The 16,858-nt window shown below is 74.2% G+C and carries 16 protein-coding genes; 12 read left to right on the top strand and 4 right to left on the bottom strand.

Going from position 1 to position 16,858, the window contains the following annotated elements; all coding sequences use genetic code 11:
- Positions 1 to 105 precede the first annotated feature (105 nt).
- Both FB458_RS17605 and FB458_RS17600 read left to right on the top strand, forming a co-directional pair.
- A complete protein-coding gene (locus tag FB458_RS17605; RefSeq protein WP_141849646.1) occupies positions 106 to 672 on the top strand; it encodes a hypothetical protein in 567 nt (188 codons plus the stop codon).
- Positions 669 to 1,325, top strand: coding sequence for an RES family NAD+ phosphorylase (locus FB458_RS17600; RefSeq protein WP_141849645.1), 657 nt, complete (start codon positions 669 to 671; stop codon positions 1,323 to 1,325). The genes FB458_RS17605 and FB458_RS17600 overlap by 4 nt, the downstream gene beginning before the upstream one ends.
- Here the strand turns inward: FB458_RS17600 and FB458_RS17595 are convergent.
- A complete protein-coding gene (locus FB458_RS17595) occupies positions 1,315 to 1,923 on the bottom strand; it encodes a histidine phosphatase family protein (RefSeq protein ID WP_246061339.1) in 609 nt (202 codons plus the stop codon). The genes FB458_RS17600 and FB458_RS17595 overlap by 11 nt on opposite strands.
- A 23-nt stretch (positions 1,924 to 1,946) precedes the next feature.
- Here FB458_RS17595 and FB458_RS17590 point away from each other — a divergent pair, with 23 nt between their 5' ends.
- From FB458_RS17590 to FB458_RS17580, 3 genes are all read left to right on the top strand, one after another.
- Positions 1,947 to 2,807 carry a PhzF family phenazine biosynthesis protein gene (locus FB458_RS17590; RefSeq protein WP_141849644.1) on the top strand — a complete coding sequence of 287 codons (861 nt, stop codon included), beginning with the start codon at positions 1,947 to 1,949 and terminating at the stop codon, positions 2,805 to 2,807.
- A gap of 185 nt (positions 2,808 to 2,992) precedes the next feature.
- Complete coding sequence (locus tag FB458_RS17585) at positions 2,993 to 4,054, top strand: TerC family protein (RefSeq protein ID WP_141849643.1); 1,062 nt, start codon at positions 2,993 to 2,995, stop codon at positions 4,052 to 4,054.
- Between the two features lie 154 nt (positions 4,055 to 4,208).
- The gene (locus FB458_RS17580; RefSeq protein ID WP_170185728.1) at positions 4,209 to 5,405 is read left to right on the top strand and encodes an outer membrane protein assembly factor BamB family protein; all 1,197 of its coding nucleotides are present in this window, start codon (positions 4,209 to 4,211) and stop codon (positions 5,403 to 5,405) included.
- Between the two features lie 29 nt (positions 5,406 to 5,434).
- Here FB458_RS17580 and FB458_RS17575 read toward each other — a convergent pair whose 3' ends face one another.
- On the bottom strand, positions 5,435 to 6,193 hold the full coding sequence (locus FB458_RS17575) for a TrmH family RNA methyltransferase (protein WP_246061331.1): 759 nt from the start codon (positions 6,191 to 6,193) through the stop codon (positions 5,435 to 5,437).
- Positions 6,194 to 6,261: 68 nt separating this feature from the next.
- On the opposite strand from FB458_RS17575, the gene FB458_RS17570 reads away from it, so the two are divergent.
- Positions 6,262 to 7,113 carry a TIGR03620 family F420-dependent LLM class oxidoreductase gene (locus FB458_RS17570; protein ID WP_141849640.1) on the top strand — a complete coding sequence of 284 codons (852 nt, stop codon included), beginning with the start codon at positions 6,262 to 6,264 and terminating at the stop codon, positions 7,111 to 7,113.
- A 107-nt stretch (positions 7,114 to 7,220) separates the two neighbouring features.
- On the top strand, positions 7,221 to 7,481 hold the full coding sequence (locus tag FB458_RS17565; protein WP_141849639.1) for a GlsB/YeaQ/YmgE family stress response membrane protein: 261 nt from the start codon (positions 7,221 to 7,223) through the stop codon (positions 7,479 to 7,481).
- Between the two features lie 28 nt (positions 7,482 to 7,509).
- On the opposite strand, the gene FB458_RS17560 is transcribed toward FB458_RS17565, so the two are convergent.
- Positions 7,510 to 8,652 carry an acyl-CoA dehydrogenase family protein gene (locus FB458_RS17560; protein WP_141849638.1) on the bottom strand — a complete coding sequence of 381 codons (1,143 nt, stop codon included), beginning with the start codon at positions 8,650 to 8,652 and terminating at the stop codon, positions 7,510 to 7,512.
- A 46-nt stretch (positions 8,653 to 8,698) separates the two neighbouring features.
- Complete coding sequence (locus FB458_RS17555) at positions 8,699 to 9,889, bottom strand: TetR/AcrR family transcriptional regulator (protein ID WP_141849637.1); 1,191 nt, start codon at positions 9,887 to 9,889, stop codon at positions 8,699 to 8,701.
- A 122-nt stretch (positions 9,890 to 10,011) separates the two neighbouring features.
- On the opposite strand from FB458_RS17555, the gene FB458_RS17550 reads away from it, so the two are divergent.
- From FB458_RS17550 to FB458_RS17530, 5 genes are read left to right on the top strand one after another with little or no spacing between them, the layout of a single operon-like run.
- The gene (locus tag FB458_RS17550; RefSeq protein ID WP_141849636.1) at positions 10,012 to 11,235 is read left to right on the top strand and encodes an acetyl-CoA C-acetyltransferase; all 1,224 of its coding nucleotides are present in this window, start codon (positions 10,012 to 10,014) and stop codon (positions 11,233 to 11,235) included.
- Position 11,236: 1 nt separating this feature from the next.
- On the top strand, positions 11,237 to 13,441 hold the full coding sequence (locus FB458_RS17545) for a 3-hydroxyacyl-CoA dehydrogenase NAD-binding domain-containing protein (protein ID WP_141849635.1): 2,205 nt from the start codon (positions 11,237 to 11,239) through the stop codon (positions 13,439 to 13,441).
- Positions 13,438 to 14,205, top strand: a complete 768-nt coding sequence (locus FB458_RS17540; protein WP_141849634.1) for an enoyl-CoA hydratase-related protein — start codon at positions 13,438 to 13,440, stop codon at positions 14,203 to 14,205. Before FB458_RS17545 ends, FB458_RS17540 begins: the two co-directional genes overlap by 4 nt.
- The gene (fadD5, locus tag FB458_RS17535; protein ID WP_246061330.1) at positions 14,202 to 15,779 is read left to right on the top strand and encodes a fatty-acid--CoA ligase FadD5; all 1,578 of its coding nucleotides are present in this window, start codon (positions 14,202 to 14,204) and stop codon (positions 15,777 to 15,779) included. Before FB458_RS17540 ends, fadD5 begins: the two co-directional genes overlap by 4 nt.
- Positions 15,776 to 16,603, top strand: coding sequence for a CoA transferase (locus FB458_RS17530; RefSeq protein WP_141849633.1), 828 nt, complete (start codon positions 15,776 to 15,778; stop codon positions 16,601 to 16,603). The genes fadD5 and FB458_RS17530 overlap by 4 nt, the downstream gene beginning before the upstream one ends.
- Positions 16,604 to 16,858 lie beyond the last annotated feature (255 nt).

Below are 16,858 nucleotides of genomic sequence, written 5' to 3'. Positions count from 1 at the left end.
ACGGCTGTCGGTGGTGGGAGGTAGTCTGGGTCGCACGAGACCTTGACGCCCTTGACGCGCACTCCCCGGCGCGTCCGACCCCGCCGACCCCCGAGGAGACCACCCATGAGCCCCGACGCCGCCACCCCCGTCGCCCGCACCAACGCCGACGCCCTCGCGCGGCTGCTCACCCAGGTCGAGCAGCGGCTGGGGGAGCGCGTCGAGGAGCTCACCGCGGCCGGCCGGTCGGTCGACTCGCTCGGCGACCCGGACGAGCTGGCCGAGCGGATGGTCGCCGTGCTCCCGAGCGTGCACCCCCTCGACACCGCCCTCGGCCCGTTCTACGACACGACCGGGCTGGTCGGCTGGCTCGGCGTCTCCCGTCAGGCGCTCGCCGACCGGGTCCGCCGCGGCACGCTGCTCGCCTGCCGGACCGCCGACGGGCACCTGCTCTACCCGCTGTTCCAGTTCGCCCGGTCGGGCGAGGTCCGCGCCGGCATCGCCGAGGCCGTGCAGGTCCTGCTGCGGGCCGGCGTCGACGGCTGGACCGTCGGCACCTGGCTCACCACGCCGTCCGCGGCCTTCGGCGGCGACAGCGCCGTCGACCACCTCGTCGTGCACCGCCAGTCCCGCGCCGCCGTCGCGCGGGTCGTCGCCGCCGCGACCGCCGACGCCCGGCGGTGGGCGACGTGAGCGCGGGGGAGGAGGGGCGTCAGCGGGTCGCCCAGCGCCCGCCCGCCGTCCCCCTCGACGGCTTCCCCACCCACCGGCTCACCGCCGGGACGGCGTGCTTCCGCGCCCACCACCGCGACCTCGGCCCGTGGTGGTACGCCAGCGACGGCGGCGGCCGCTTCGACCTGCCCGCCCCCCGCGGCACCTGCTACCTCGCCGACGACCCCCTCGTCGCCCTGCGCGAGCGGCTCGGCCCGGTGCTCGGCGAGGTCGAGGCCCTTCCCGTGTCGCTGCTCGAGGCGACGCTCGTCTCGCGGCTGCCCGCGCCCGAGGCGCGGCTGGCCGACCTGCGCTCACGGGTCGCCGCCGACTTCGGGGTCACCCGCGAGCTCGAGGTCATGGTCCCGTACGACGTCCCGCAGCGGTGGGCCGCGGCGTTCGACGTGGTCGGTCTGCAGGGCGTGCGGTACGGACCGCGGTTGACCCCGGGCGACGTGACGTCCTACGCCGTCTTCGGGCCCGCCGGCGCGGCCGAGGGACCGTCCGACCCAGATGCCGTCCCCGGCGCCGACGTGCCCGGCGCCCCGCGCGGTCTGACCCGCCCGCGCCGCGACGAGCTGACCGTCGTCAAGCCGCCGCGCACCCGGGGGAGGCCTGCTCCGCCTAGGGCGTGAGGTTCCAGGCCCGCACGACGGGCAGGCCGTGCTCCTCACCGAGCACGCTCAGCGCGCCCGCGTCGAGGACGAGCTTGGCGCCGAGGTGCGGGTCCTCCTGGAGCGCGACGGCGGCCAGCACCCGCAGCAGGTGGCTGTGCGCGACGAGGGCGACGTCGCCGCGCTCGCGGTCGGCAGCCACGTCGGCGAGGACGGCCCGCGCCCGGTCGGCGACCTGCTCGAGCGTCTCGCCCGGGGTGTCGCCGGGGACGACGCCGTCGGCGAAGACGGTCCAGTCGTGCCCGACCTGCTCGCGGATCTGCGGGGTGGTCAGCCCCTCGTAGCCGCCGTAGTCCCACTCGTGCAGCCGGTCGTCGACGACGGCGAGGTCGCCGAGCCCGGCCAGCTCGGCGGTGCGGCGGGCGCGCTGCGCGGGGGAGACCCGGGCGGCGACGACGTCGTACCGCTCCAGCAGGGCGGGCAGCCGCGCGGCGACCGCCTCGCCCTCGGGCAGCAGGGGCAGGTCGGTCAGGCCGGTGTGGCGTCGGTCGCGCGACCACAGCGTCTCCCCGTGCCGGACGAGCAGGAGGTGGCCGGGAGGGGAGGCGTGCGTCGTCACCGCGCCAGCCTAGGGTGGCGCCCATGGAGCTGCCCTTCCGCCTCGTCTCCGTCTTCGCCGTCGAGGGCGACCCGTTCAGCGGCAACCCGCTCGCCGTCGTCGAGGACGCGGGCGACCTCGAGCCACACGTCATGCAGGCGGTGGCCCGGCAGTTCAACCTGTCCGAGACGACGTTCGTCACCGCGGTCGACGAGGGGTCGGGGACCGCGACGGTGCGGATCTACACGACGACGTACGAGATGCCCTTCGCCGGGCACCCGACGCTCGGGACGGCGCACGTCGTCGCCGGGCACCTGGGACGGGGCGTCGTCGTCCTCGACCTGCCCGCCGGGCACGTCCCCGTCGTCGGCGACGGAGCCACGTGGACCCTCACCACCGCCCGGGCCTCGACCTGGCGCTCGCCGGACGCGACCCGTGGGGAGCTCGCGGCGACGCTCGGGCTCGAGCCCCAAGACCTCGCCGGGGAACCGCTGCTCGTCAACTCCGGCGTCGAGCAGCTCGTCGTCCCGCTCGCGTCGGTCGACGCCGTGCGCCGGGTGGGCGCCGACGCGGCGCTGCTGCACCGGCACGTGCGGACCACGCTCGGCGAGCCGCAGGTGCTGGCCTGGGCCGAGGCCGGGGGTGACGAGGTCGAGGCGCGCTTCGTCCTCGCCGACGGCGGGAGCGTCGTCGAGGACCCGGCCACCGGCTCGGCGTGCGCCAACCTGGGCGGCTGGTTCGTCGCGCACGACGCCCACCGCTCCGGTGGCCTGACCCGCGTCGTCCACCAGGGCGCCGCCGTCCAGCGGCCGTCGCTGCTGCGGCTCGGGGTGTCGAGCGAGGGCGTCGTCACCGTCGGCGGCCTCGTCACCGAGACGGGGTCCGGCACGCTGCTCCTGCCCTGACGAGCCGGAAACCTGCGCAACGAGACATCCTCTCCGCGGTCCCGTAGACTCGTCCACGAGGGGAGTACTTCTCAAGCGTGTCCCGGTCAGTACGGCTCGTCCGATGACGGCCCCGGGCCACCGCCCGGCCCACGAGGCCAGGTGAAGGAGACCTCAAGACGTCGCACCACGCCTTGAGGAGACCCATGTCCTTCCTGTCCTCCGTCCCCCTCGCCGGGGGCGACGACCTCGCCGCCGGCTCGACGAGCAGCATCGGCACGCCCCTGCTGTGGGGGCTGACCATCGCCGGCGTCCTGCTGCTCTTCGTCCTCGACTTCGTCCTCACCCGCAAGCCGCACGAGGTGAGGATGAAGGAGGCCATCGGCTGGTCGGCGTTCTACATCGCCATCCCGCTCGCCTTCGGCGTCTGGATCTGGAGCCGGTACGGCGGCCAGCAGGGCCTGGAGTACTACACCGGCTACCTCGTCGAGAAGTCGCTCTCGGTCGACAACCTCTTCGTCTTCCTCCTCCTGCTCGGCGCCTTCGCCGTCCCCCGCGAGCTGCAGCAGCGCGTGCTGCTCATCGGCGTCGCGGGCGCGCTCGTCCTGCGCGGCATCTTCATCGCCCTCGGCGCGCAGCTCATCGCCAGCTTCTCCTGGGCCTTCCTGCTCTTCGGGGCGATCCTGCTCGTCACCGCGGTCAAGGTCCTGCGCGACGCGCTCTCGCACGACGACCAGTCGGTCGACGTCGGCTCGATGAGGTCGGTCAGGCTGCTGCGCCGCCTCATGCCGGTCACCGAGGACTACGAGGGCACGAGGCTCACCGTCCGCCAGGCCGGCAAGCGCGCCCTCACCCCCATGGCCGTCGTCATCGTCGCCATCCTCGCCACCGACATCGTCTTCGCCATCGACTCGGTGCCCGCCGTCTACGGCATCACCGGCGACCCGTACCTCGTCTTCGCCACCAACGCCTTCGCCCTGCTCGGCCTGCGCGCGCTGTACTTCGTCCTCGAGGGCGCGCTGGCCTCGCTGTCCCACCTCGGCTACGGCCTCGCGGCGATCCTCGCCTTCATCGGCGTCAAGCTCGTCCTGCACTGGGCGCACGGCGTCTGGGCCGGCGTCCCCACCGTCCCGACCCTCGCCTCGCTCGGCGTCATCGTCGGCATCCTCGCCCTCGTCACCGTCACCTCGCTCGTCGCCAAGCGCCGGGCCGAGGCGCGCGGGGAGACGACGGACGACGCCCACGACACGGCTCGCGTCGGCTCCTGACCCGCGCACCCACCCGCCCGTACGGCGTCCCGCGAACCGCGGGGCGTCGTACGGGCGTTCTGCGGGCTTTCCCGGACAAAGGAGTCGCCCCCCCTGCCATGCTGTGCGCCGGTTGCCGACGGCACCCATCTGGCCGTCCCCCGGAGGAGACCCCGTGCGTTCTCGCCGTACCGCTCTCGTCACGTCCACCGCCCTGCTGGCCCTCGGTCTGCTCGCGGCGCCGACCGCGGCGACGGCGTCCGCGTCGCCCGCCACCCCTGTCGCGCCGACGGTCACGTCGAGCCCGACGGACGTGACGTCGTACCAGCAGGACGCCCGTCACGACGGAGCGTCGACCGGAGCGGTGTCGCGGACCGCCACCCGTGTGTGGTCGCGCTCCCTCGGCACCGCGGTCTCCTATCCCGTCGTGGCCGGCAACACGGTGTACGTCACCGTCGACGACGCGTCGGCCGGGACGAAACTGCTCGCCCTCGACAAGACGACCGGGCGGACGGTCTGGGGACCCGTGACCATCCCGGGGACCTACGGCTTCTCGGCCGTCACCTACGCGAACGGCCGCCTCTTCGTCCTCAACTTCGACGGCATCCTGCGGGCCTACTCCGCCACGGACGGGACGGCGCAGTGGTCCGTCGTGCTCCCGCGACAGTGGTCCTTCGACGCGCCCCCGGTCGCCGCGGGCTCCGAGGTGTTCGTCGTCGGAGCCGGCAGCGGAGGGACGCTGTACGCCGTGCGGCAGGCCACCGGGCTGCTCGACTGGACCCAGTCGGTCGTCAACGGCCAGAGTGCAGCGCCGGCCGTCGGGTCGGGGTCTGTCTACACGTCCTTCGCGTGCGAGTGGACCCAGGCGTTCACCACCTCCGGCCTCCCGCGCTGGACGGACAACTTCGGGTGCGAGGGCGGTGGCGGGAGCACCCCCGTGCTGTCCGGTGACCAGCTCTGGGTGCGCGAACCGTTCGGCATGCCGGGACGAGTCCTGTCCACGGCGGACGGCAGCGTCCGGTTCACGTTCGACGCCGCCTACGCGCCGGCGGTCGCCGGGCGCCGAGCAGTGACGGTGTCGGCCCAGGGCGCCCGGGGGCTCAACGCGGTGACCGGTCGACAGGTCTGGGTACAGGCCGGCGACGGCAGCCTGAGCACCCCGGCGGTCATCGCCGGGGGCGTCGCCTACGTCGGCAGCCTTTCGGGGAGCGTGTTCGGCTTCGACGTGGTCACCGGAGTCCCGTTGTGGTCCGGGACGGCCGGTGCCCCCGTCTCCGTCGACGACCGGAACGCCACCGTGCGCACCGGGCTGGCGGTCTCGGGCGACACGCTCCTCGTTCCCGCCTCGGGCACGCTGGTGGCCTTCCGCTGAGCCGACCCGCGGGGCGCCGTACGGGCGTCTCAGAGCCCGCGGCGGACCAGCTCGAAGCAGACGACGGCGGCCGCGGCCGAGACGTTGAGCGACTCGACGTCGCCCGGCATGGGGATGCTCACCCAGTCGGTGACGTGCTCGGCGACCTCGGGGGACACGCCGGCCGTCTCGCTGCCGAGGACGAGGACGACGTGCTCGGGCAGGTCGGCCTCGAAGAGCGTGTCCGCCCCGTCGGCGGCCAGGCCGACCAACCGGAACCCCGCGGCGGACAGGGCGTCCGCGGCCTCGGCCGCCGTCCCGCAGGTGACGACCGGGGCCCGGAACGCGACGCCGGCCGACGCCTTGACGACGAGCGGGTCGATCGAGGCGACGCCCCGACGGGGGACGACGATGCCGTCGACCCCGGCGGCCGTCGCCGTGCGCAGCACCATGCCGACGTTGGCCGGCGTGGTCAGGCCGTCGAGGAGGACGACCCGGCGCAGCGACGGGTCGTCGAGGGCGGCTGAGAGGGTGCGCTTGCGCGGGGCGACGACGTCGGCGAACACGCCCTGGTCCTGCTTGCCGTTGCCGGCCAGCTTCTTGACCCGTTCGGCGGTGGCCCGCTGCAGCGGCACGCGCCGGCGCCGCGCGAGCCGCTCGATGTCGGCCACGCCGTGGCCGCGGGCGCCCTCGGCGAGGACGACCTTGTCGACGGTGAGCGACTCGTCGGCGAGGACCTCGAGCACCGGGTTGCGACCGTAGACGGTGACGAAGCGGTCCTTGGGCGAGACGGCGTCCGGGGTGCTCACGGTGGCCAGCATCGCACCGCGCCGCGCGGGGACGGGAATCCCGCCCGGGAGCGTGCCGTTGCCGGGGCATGACGTCGACGCCGCAGTCCCGATCCGTCCTTGGCCGCTACGGCCTCTGGCAGGGGGAGGCGGGCTGGAGCCCGCAGCTCGCCACCGCGGCCGAGGAGGCCGGGTTCACCACCTTGTGGGTGGGTGGCTCACCGGGCGGCGACCTCGAGGTCGTGGCCAGGCTGCTGGAGAGCACCCGCGAGGCCATCGTCGGGACGAGCATCGTCAACGTGTGGAAGGACGACGCCGCGCCGATCGCCGAGGTCACCCGCCGCCTGCACGACCGATTCCCCGGACGCTTCTTCCTCGGCATCGGCATCGGTCACCCCGAGGCGACGCGGACCTACAAGAAGCCCTACGAGACGCTGGTCGACTACCTCGACGCGCTCGACGCGGCCGGGGTCGACGCGTCGACCCGGCTGCTCGCGGCCCTCGGCCCGCGGGTCCTGCGGCTGTCGCGGGACCGCACCGCCGGCGCGATCCCCTACCTGACGACGCCGCAGCACACCCGCGAGGCCCGCGACATCCTCGGTGACGGCGCGGTGCTCGCCGCCGAGCACAAGGTCGCGCTCAGCGCGGACCCGGAGCAGGCCACGCGCCTGGCCCACGAGACGCTCGGCTTCTACCTCGGCCTGGTCAACTACCGGCGCAACCTCGAGAAGCTCGGGTACGACGCCGCCGACCTCGAGGGCTCGGGCAGCGAGCGGCTCGCCGACGACCTCGTGCTGCGCGGCGACCTGTCGCACGTCGTCGCCGGGCTGCGGGCCCACCTCGAGTCCGGGGCCGACCACGTCGCGGTCAACCTCCTGCTCGGCGAGGGCGACGACCCGGTCGAGCAGGTCGGACGCCTGGGGGCCGCTCTGCGCGCGTGATGTGACCGTCTTCACACGGGGCGGGCTCGCGACGCCGTGAGGATCGCGTCGTCGGACACGACCAATGAGGTGACAGCACAGCATCCGAGAGCCAGAAGGAGCTCACCATGATCGGTTTCATCGTCTTCGGTCTCGTCGTCGGCGCCGTGGCGCGCCTCATCAAGCCCGGGAAGCAGAACCTGTCGATCCTGGCCACCCTGCTGCTCGGCCTCGTCGGCTCGGTGATCGGCGGCGTCGTCGCCAACCTGCTCGGCACCGGCAGCATCTTCGAGCTGAACGTCCTCGGCTCGATCGTCGCCGTGGTCGCCGCCGTCCTGCTCATCGGCGTCGCCGAGACCCTGAGCGGTCGCCGCTCGGTGCGCGGCTGACCCAGGAGCGTCCCGTCGTCGGGGAGGCCTACAACCCGTAGGTCTTCCCGATGATGTCGCGCTGGATCTCGTTGGTGCCGCCGTACACCGTCGAGACGATGGTGGAGCGCAGGTGCTTCTCCATGTCGAACTCGGTGGCGTAGCCGTAGCCTCCCATCATCTGCATGCCCTCGATGGCGACGCGCTTGGCGACCTCGGTCGCCTTGAGCTTGACCATCGACGCCTCCCTCGCGAGCACCTTGTCCGGCTGGGCGTCGGCCATCCGCGCGACGGCGTACACCAGAAGCCGGGTCGCCTCGATCTCCGTCGCGAGGTCGGCGACCCGGTGCCGCAGGGCCTGGAACGAGCCGACCTTGCGCCCGAACTGCTCGCGAGTCGACACGAAGGCCAGCGCGTCGTCGAAGGCGCGCTGCGCCGTCCCCACCATGAGGGCGCCGAGGATGAGCCGCTCGGTGCTGAGCCCGGCCATCAGCTGCGTCCAGCCCTGACCGACCTGCCCGACCACGGCGTCCTCGGGCAGCTCGACGTCGGTGAAGAAGAGGTCGTTGACCTCGCGGCCGCCGAGGGTGTCGATCCCGCGGATCTCCAGCCCGTCGGCCGGCAACGGCACGTGGAACATGGTGATGCCCTCGTGCTTCGAGCCGCTGCCCGACGTGCGCGCGACGAGGAGCAGGTGCTGCGCGTAGTGCGCGTTGGAGCACCACGTCTTCTGCCCGTTGACCCGCCAGCCCGAGTCGGTCCGCTCCGCCTTGCAGGTGAGGGCGGCGACGTCGGAGCCGGCGCCCGGCTCGGACATCGAGATCGACTGCGAGTCACCGGCCACGACGCTGCGCAGCAGGGTCTCCTTCTGCGCGGCCGTCCCGAAGCGGGCGACCGCGTTCGCGACGATGAAGGTCACGCCCATCCCGGCGATGGGCAGCATCCCGTGGGCCGTGCGCTCCAGCAGCAGGCACATGTCGACGTGGCTGCCGCCCAGGCCGCCGTACTCCTCCGGGACGCGGACGCCGGCCCAGCCGAGGCCGGCGAGCCGCCGGTAGAGGTCCTCGTTGTGGTGCAGCCGGCCGCCGTCGGTGAGCTTCTCGCGCTGGTCGCGCGAGCCGGCCTCCCTGCGGCAGAAGTCGTCCACGGCCCGGGCGAGGTCGCGCTGGTCGTCGGTGAGCTCGAGCAACATCGGTCGGTCTCCTGGGGTGGGTCGGGGCTGGTCGGTCAGGCAGCGGTCAAGGGGCGAGCAGGACGCCGAGGACGAGCGCGACGACGCGGTCCCGGACGGGCCGGCGCCGGTCGAAGCGCAGCAGGCGGCCGGTGTCCACGACGACGGTGAGGGCGGCGTGGACCCGCAGGCGCGCGTCGACCGGGTCGAGGTCGGGCCGCACCTCGCGCAGCAGCGCGACCCACACGGCGACGTGGTCGCGCTGGACGGCCCGCAGCTCCTCGCGCTCGTCGTCGCCGAGGTGGCCGGCCTCGGCCCCCCACACGCTCATCACCTCGGGCTGCTGGAACCACAGCCGCACGTACGCCGCCGCGAGGGCCGGCAGCGCCTCGTCCGCCGCGTCGACGTCGGCGAGTGCCGCGCGGACGACGGCATCGAGTCGGATCTGGCTGCGGGAGAACGCCTCCGCGAGCAGGGCGGCCTTGGTCGGCACGTAGCGGTAGGCGGCCGGCGCGCTGAGCCCGACGGCCCGCGCGATCTCCTCCATCGTCGCGCCGAGGTACCCGTGCCGCTCGAAGGCCCGCAGCGCCTCGACGAGCAGCCGCTCCCGCGTCGAGGACGGGGCCAGCGTCGCCCGCCAGGCCGGTTCGGGGCCGGGAGCGGGCGCCGGACCCGGCGACGGCGGCAGCGGGACCTGCGCGACGGCGGCGGCCAGCCGGGCCACGCGCTCGGCCAGGTCGGGGAGCACGAGCCGGTGCGCGGTCACGCTGGCGACGACGGCGAGCGCGGCGGACGCGAGCAGCGTGGGGTCCGCCTCGTCGGGGACCGCGCCCCGGGTCGCCGTACGGCGCCGCGCCAGCGGGCCCGCGACGGACGCCCGCAGGGCTCGGGTCGTCGCGCGCAGCCGGCCGCGGTCCTCCTCGGTGAGGAACCGCGCCTCCCACCGGTAGAGGCTGCCGTGGTCGCGGTGGTCGACCGTGCGGCCCGCGATGGCGAGCAGGACCGCGTCGAGGTCGTCGGGGTCGGGCACGGCGCGTGCGGCCTCGAGCAGGGCCGTCATCTCGGCCTGCGCGACCTCGGCGAAGAGCGCGTACTTGTTCGGCACGTGGCGGTAGAGCGCAGGGGCGGAGATCCCGACCGCGGCGGCGATGTCCCCGAGGGACACCGCGGCGTACCCCCGGGCGCCGAAGGCGACGGCGGCCGCGTCGAGCAGCTGGGCCCGGCGGTCGGCCGGGCGGGTGCGGGTCGCCTGCGACACCCGGTGATTAACGCACCTTCACTCACGGATCGTCAAGGACGTGCCTTGACGGGCCGCGATCGGATGCCTAAGTTAACGGCTGTTCGCCCACCCGCGCTCATCGACGACCGACGGAGGCCCCCGTGCCCGCGACCGACGCCCTCATCTTCGACGCCGTCCGCACGCCGAGGGGACGCGGCAAGCCGGACGGGGCGCTGCACAGCGTCAAGCCCATCGACCTGACGACCGGGCTCATCGAGGCCGTGAAGCGGCGAAACCCCGGGCTCGATCCGGCCGACGTCGACGACATCGTCATGGGGATCGTCTCGCCGGTGGGGGAGCAGGGCTCGGTGCTGCCGCGCGTGGCCGCCGTCGCCGCCGGGCTGCCCGAGACGGTGGCGGGCCTGCAGGTCGACCGGTTCTGCGCCAGCGGCCTCGAGGCGGTCAACCTCGCCGCCCACAAGATCATGAGCGGGATGGAGGACCTCGTCCTCGCCGGCGGGGTCGAGTCGATGTCCCGGGTGCCGATGGGCTCCGACGGCGGCGCGTGGGCGGAGGACCCGGCGACGAACTACGACACCGGCTTCGTGCCGCAGGGGATCGGTGCCGACCTCATCGCGACGATCGAGGGCTTCACCCGAGACGATGTCGACGACTACGCCGTCCGGTCGCAGGAGCTCGCCGCCCGGGCCTGGGACAAGCACCTCTTCGAGCACTCCGTCGTGCCGGTCACCGACGTCAACGGCGTCACCGTCCTCGACCACGACGAGCACCTCCGGGCGGGCACGACGCGCCAGACCCTGGCCGGGCTGCGGCCGTCCTTCGCCAAGCTCGGCGCCGAGGCCGGCTTCGACGCCGTCGCGCTGCAGAAGTACCACTGGGTCGAGCGGATCGAGCACGTCCACCACGCCGGCAACTCCTCCGGCATCGTCGACGGGGCGACGCTGATGCTCATCGGGAACCGCGAGGCGGGGGAGCGGGCCGGCCTCACGCCGCGGGCGCGCATCGTCGCCACCGCCGTCACCGGCTCGGACTCGACGATCATGCTGACCGGGCCGACCCCGGCCACGCAGAAGGTCCTGCGACGGGCCGGTCTCGACGTCGACGACATCGACGTGTTCGAGGTCAACGAGGCCTTCGCCGCCGTGCCGATGAAGCTCATGAAGGACCTCGGGATCAGCATCGACAAGGTCAACGTCAACGGCGGGGCCATCGCCATGGGGCACCCCCTCGGGGCGACCGGCGCGATGATCCTCGGCACGGCGCTCGACGAGCTCGAGCGCACCGGCGGCCGCTACGCCCTCGCGACGCTGTGCGTCGGCGGCGGCATGGGCATCGCCACCGTCATCGAGCGGCTGGGGGCCTGAGGTGGGCCCGCAGGACACCACGGAGCGGACCTCGACGATCCGGTGGGAGCAGGACGCCGACGGCGTCGTCGTGCTGACCATGGACGACCCCGGCGCCTCGGCCAACACGATGAACGCCGCGCACCTGGCGAGCTTCGCCGCCACGGTGCAGCGCCTCGTCGAGGAGAAGGAGTCGATCACCGGGGTCGTGCTCACCTCGGCCAAGAAGACGTTCTTCGCCGGCGGGAACCTCACCGACCTGCTGCGGATGCCGACCGGTCCGGAGGCCGCCGCCGCGTCGATGGAGCGCACGGCGGCGATCAAGCGGCCGATGCGCGACCTGGAGACCCTCGGTCGCCCCGTCGTGGCGGCGATCAACGGCGCCGCGCTCGGCGGCGGCCTCGAGATCGCCCTGGCCTGCCACCACCGCGTCGTCGCGGACCTGCGCTCGACGCGGATCGGGTTCCCGGAGGTCACCCTCGGGCTGCTGCCCGGCGCCGGCGGCGTCGTGCGCAGCGTCCGGCTGCTCGGGCTGCTGCCGGCCCTCACCGGCTGCCTGCTGCAGGGGCAGCGGCTCACCCCGTCCGCGGCCCGCGAGCTGGGCCTCGTCGACGAGGTCGTGCCCACCGTCGACGACCTGCTGCCGGCCGCCAAGGCGTGGATCGCCGCGCACCCGGACGCCGCTCAGCCGTGGGACCGGCCGGGTTACCGGCTTCCCGGTGGCGCCCCCGGCTCCCCGAGGGTCAGCGGCCTCATCTCCGCCGCGCCGGCGACGCTGCGCAAGCAGCTGGGCGGGGCGCCGTACCCCGCCCCGCGGGCCATCCTCGCCGCCGCCGTCGAGGGGGCGGGCCTGGACTACGCGACGGCCCACCTCGTCGAGACGCGGTACTTCACCTCGCTGCTCGGAAGCCAGATCGCCAAGAACATGATCCGGGCGATGTTCTTCGACCTGCAGACCGCCGCTGGGCGGGTCAAGCAGTACGCCGACCCGGACGCCCCACCCGTGCGGAAGGTCGTCGTCCTCGGCGCCGGGATGATGGGCGCCGCCATCGCGTACGTCGCCGCGAAGGCCGGGATCGAGGTCGTCCTCAAGGACGTGTCCCAGGAATCGGCCGAGCGCGGCAAGGGGTACTCGCGCCGGCTCGTCGAGAAGGCGGTCGCCTCCGGGCGCAGCACCGAGGCGGACGGCGAGGCGCTGCTCGCCCGGGTCACCGCGACCGCCGACCCGCAGGACGCCGCCGGGGCCGACCTCGTCATCGAGGCCGTCTTCGAGGACCCGTCGGTCAAGGCCGCCGTCTACGCCGAGATCGAGCCCGTCGTCGCGCCCGACGCGCTGCTGGGGTCGAACACCTCGACCCTGCCGATCACCGGGCTCGCCGAGCACGTCACCCGGCCCGCGGACTTCATCGGCCTGCACTTCTTCTCCCCGGTGGACAAGATGCCCCTGCTCGAGGTCATCCGCGGGGAGCGGACCTCCGACGCGGCCCTCGGGCGGGCGCTGGCCTTCGCCAAGCAGATCGGCAAGACGCCGATCGTCGTCCACGACTCGCGGGGCTTCTTCACCAGCCGGGTCATCGGCACCTTCACCAGCGAGGGCCTGGCCATGCTCGGCGAGGGCATCGCGCCCGCGTCGATCGAGCAGGCGAGCCGCCAGGCGGGCTACCCCGCCCCGGTGCTCCAGCTCATGGACGAGCTGACCCTCACGCTTCCCCGGAAGATCCGTCGTGAGACACGGGCGGCGGTCGAGGCCGAGGGCGGCACGTGGACGCCGCACCCCGCCGACGCCGTGACCGACCGGATGCTCGACGAGCTCGACCGTCCGGGCCGCAGCTCCGGCCGCGGGTTCTACGAGTACGACGCCGACGGGCGTCGTACCGGCCTGTGGTCCGGGCTCGAGGCGTTCCGCCCGGCCGACGGCTGGCGGCAGATCCCGTTCGAGGACATGCAGGAGCGGATGCTCTTCGCCGAGGCCCTCGAGACGGTCAAGTGCCTCGACGAGGGCGTGCTCGAGTCGACGACCGACGCCAACGTCGGCTCCATCCTGGGAATCGGCTTCCCGGGGTGGACGGGCGGGGTCGCGCGCTACCTCGACCAGTACCCGGGCGGTCTCGCCGGGTTCGTCGCGAGGGCCCGCGAGCTGGCCGAGAGGTACGGCGACCGGTTCACGCCGCCCGCGTCGCTCGTCGAGCGCGCCGAGTCCGGCGGCACCTACGAGGAGGTGGCGTGAGCCACCACCTGCGGGTCGAGCGGGACGGGGCGGTGCTGCGGCTGACCATCGACCACGAGGCCCGGCTCAACGCCGTCACCGGTGAGGCGATGCGCGCGGTCGTCGACGCCCTCGACGGGGTGTCGACGGACGAGGAGGTCCGCGTGGTCGTCCTCGCCGGAGCAGGTCGTGCGTTCTGCTCCGGGGCCGACCTCACCGACATCAGCGGCGAGGACGCCGACCCGGCGGCGATCATGGCCGGTGCCGAGCGGCTCGTCAGCGCCGTCGTCCACTGCGCCGTCCCCGTGGTGGCCCGCGTCCAGGGTCCCGCCGTGGGGATCGGCATGTCCTTGGCCCTGGCCGCCGACCTCGCGTACGTCGGCCCCGACGGCTACCTCCTGCAGTCGTTCCTCTCCATCGGGCTCATGCCCGACGGGGGCTCGACGATGCTGCTGGCCGCGGCGATGGGCCGCGCCCGCGCCAACGAGGCCGTCCTGCTCGGCCGTCGCATCGGCGCGACGGAGGCCGCCGCGGCCGGTCTGGTCGCCGGGGCCGCCCCGAGCCTCGACGAGCTCGACGCCCTCGTCGACGGCGCCGTCACGCACCTGGTCGCCGCGCCCCGGCGCGCGGTCGAGCTGACCAAGGCCGCCCTGCGCGAGGCCACCCTCGGCGGGCTGGCCGACGCCCTGGGCCGCGAGGGCACCGGCCAGCAGGAGCTCCTGCGCACCCCCGAGTTCGCGCGGGCCGCCGAGGCGTTGCTCACCCGTCGGGCGGTGCGGTCGTGACGGGCACGCCGCCCGGCGCCGAGCCGACCCGCTCGACGCGGCACCACTGGATGACGTGGGTGGCCACCCACGCGCTCATGCGTCCCGACGACGTCGCGTTCCGCTTCCTGGGCCACGACACGACGTGGTCCGACCTCCACCGGCGGGTGTCCGCACTGGCCTCCGGTCTCGCGCGGCGCCGGGTGACGGCGGGGGATCGTGTCCTGCTGATCACCCTCAACCGCACCGAGTTCTTCGAGACCGTCCTCGCCGTCAACGCTCTCGGCGCGATCGCCGTCCCGGTCAACTTCCGGCTCACCCCGCCCGAGGCGAGCGCCCTCGCGCAGGACTGCGGGGCCACGGCGGTGGTCACCGAGCCAGCGCTGCTGCCCCTGGCCGTGGCCGTACGGGGCGCCGTACCGGCGCTGTCGCTCGTGCTCGTCATGGGCGCCGAGACGGACGGCGACCTGCTCGGTTACGAGCAGGTCCTGGCCGAGGGCGAGTCCGACGGCGAGCCGGCCGACCTGCCCGACGTCGCGGAGGACACGACCGCGCTCATCCTCTACACGAGCGGCACCACCGGCCGGCCCAAGGGCGCGATGCTCAGCCACGTCAACCTCGCCACGCAGGCGCTGACGTGCCTCCGGGCGTTCGCCAGTACGGAGGACGACATCGGTTTCATGGCGGCGCCGGGCTTCCACGTCGCCGCCCTCGGCGCGGTGGCGCCGAACCTGCTGCTCGGCATCCGCACCGTCATCCACCCCCTGCGCGAGTTCTCGGCGACGGACATCCTCGACACCTGGGAGCGCGAGCGGGTGACCTCGGTCTTCCTCGTGCCCACCCAGTGGCAGGCCGTGTGTGCGGACCCGGGCGTGGGCCAGCGCGACCTCGCGCTGCGCTGCATCAGCTGGGGGGCCGCCCCGGCGAGCGACACCCTGCTGCGGCAGATGGCCGACACCTTTCCCGACGCGCAGAACGTCGCCGTCTTCGGGCAGACCGAGATGTCGCCTATCACCTGCGTCCTGCGGGGCGAGGACGCGCTGCGCAAGCTCGGCTCGGTCGGCCGTGTGATCCCCACCGTGCAGGCGCGGGTCGTGGACTCGTTCGGGCAGGACGTGCCGCGCGGTGAGGTGGGCGAGATCGTCTACCGGGGGCCGACGCTGATGAAGGGTTACTGGAACGCCCCTGAGGCGACGGCCGAGGCGTTCGAGGGCGGCTGGTTCCACTCGGGCGACCTCGTGCGGCAGGACGACGAGGGGTTCGTCTGGGTCGTCGACCGGAAGAAGGACATGCTCATCTCCGGCGGGGAGAACATCTACTGCGCCGAGGTCGAGAACGCCGTGGCGGCGCACCCCGACGTGCTCGAGGTCGCCGTCGTGGGACGCGCGGACGAGCGCTGGGGCGAGGTCCCGGTCGCCGTCGTCGCGCTGCGCGAGGGCGCGCCGGACCTCGAGGTCGAGGCGCTGCGGGCGTTCCTGCGCGACCGGCTAGCGTCGTACAAGCACCCGCGGGTGGTCGAGCGCGTCGAGCGGCTGCCGCGCAACGCCAGCGGCAAGGTCGTCAAGCCGCAGCTGCGGGCGCAGGTGGGGTCGTGAGCGGTCCGCTCGCCGGCGTCCGCGTCGTCACCATCGCCGTCAACGTGCCCGGGCCGGTGGCGGCGGCCCGGCTGGCCGCGCTCGGCGCCCACGTCACCAAGGTCGAGCCGCCGGGCGGCGACCCGCTGGCCGCGTTCGCCGGCCCGGGGTACGACGAGCTGCGCGCCGGGCAGGAGGTCGTCACCCTCGACCTCAAGACGGACGACGGCCGGGCGGCGCTGCACGGGCTGCTGTCGAGCGCGGACCTGCTGCTCACCTCGCACCGTCCCGCGGCGCTGGCCCGCCTCGGCCTGTCGTGGTCGCAGCTGCACGCGGCGCACCCGCGGTTGGTGCAGATCGCGATCGTCGGGCACCCGGGGGAGGGGGCCGACGTTCCCGGGCACGACCTCACCTACCAGGCCGTCAACGGGCTGCTGGGCGCCGAGATGCCGCGGGTCCTGCTGGCCGACCTCGGCGGCGGTGACCGGGCGGCCATCGAGGCCCTCGCCGCCCTGCTCGAGCGCGGCGCCGACGGGCCGGGGACCTACCGCGAGGTCGCGCTCAGCCAGGCCGCGCACGACATGGCGCGTCCGCGGCGCTGGGGCCTGACCCAGCCGGGCGGTCTGCTGGCCGGCGGGTTCCCGGCGTACGGCGTCTACGCGTGCGCCGACGGTCGGGTCGCCGTCGCGGCCCTCGAGCCGCACTTCCACCGGCGCCTGCTCGAGGTGCTCGGCGTCGAGGACACCCGCGCGGCTCTCGCCGCGGCGTTCGCGGGTCGGACCCGCGCCGAGTGGGAGTCCTGGGCCGCGGCGCACGACCTCCCCCTCGCCGCCCTCCCGGACTGACGCGGCCGTCCCCGGGAGATCGGACTGCTGCGGAGGCGGAACCTCGACGTCCCCCCACGAACCGGACTGCTGCGGAGGAGGGACCTCGACGTCCCGGCGAAGATCGGACTGCTGCGCCAACGGGATGTCGCTTCGGCTCACGTTCGCGCAGCAGCTCGAACAGGGGAGGGACCTCGAGGTCCCGTTCCCGCCGCAGTCCGGGTCGGAGGAGGGACCTCGAGGGCCCGGTCCCGCAGCAGTCCGGGTCGGGGGAGG

It is taken from the genome of Lapillicoccus jejuensis (genome assembly GCF_006715055.1).
GTDB classification, from domain to species: Bacteria; Actinomycetota; Actinomycetes; order Actinomycetales; family Dermatophilaceae; genus Lapillicoccus; species Lapillicoccus jejuensis.
Note: the sequence above shows the minus strand (reverse complement) of the source record. Positions and strands in the feature narration are given on the sequence as shown.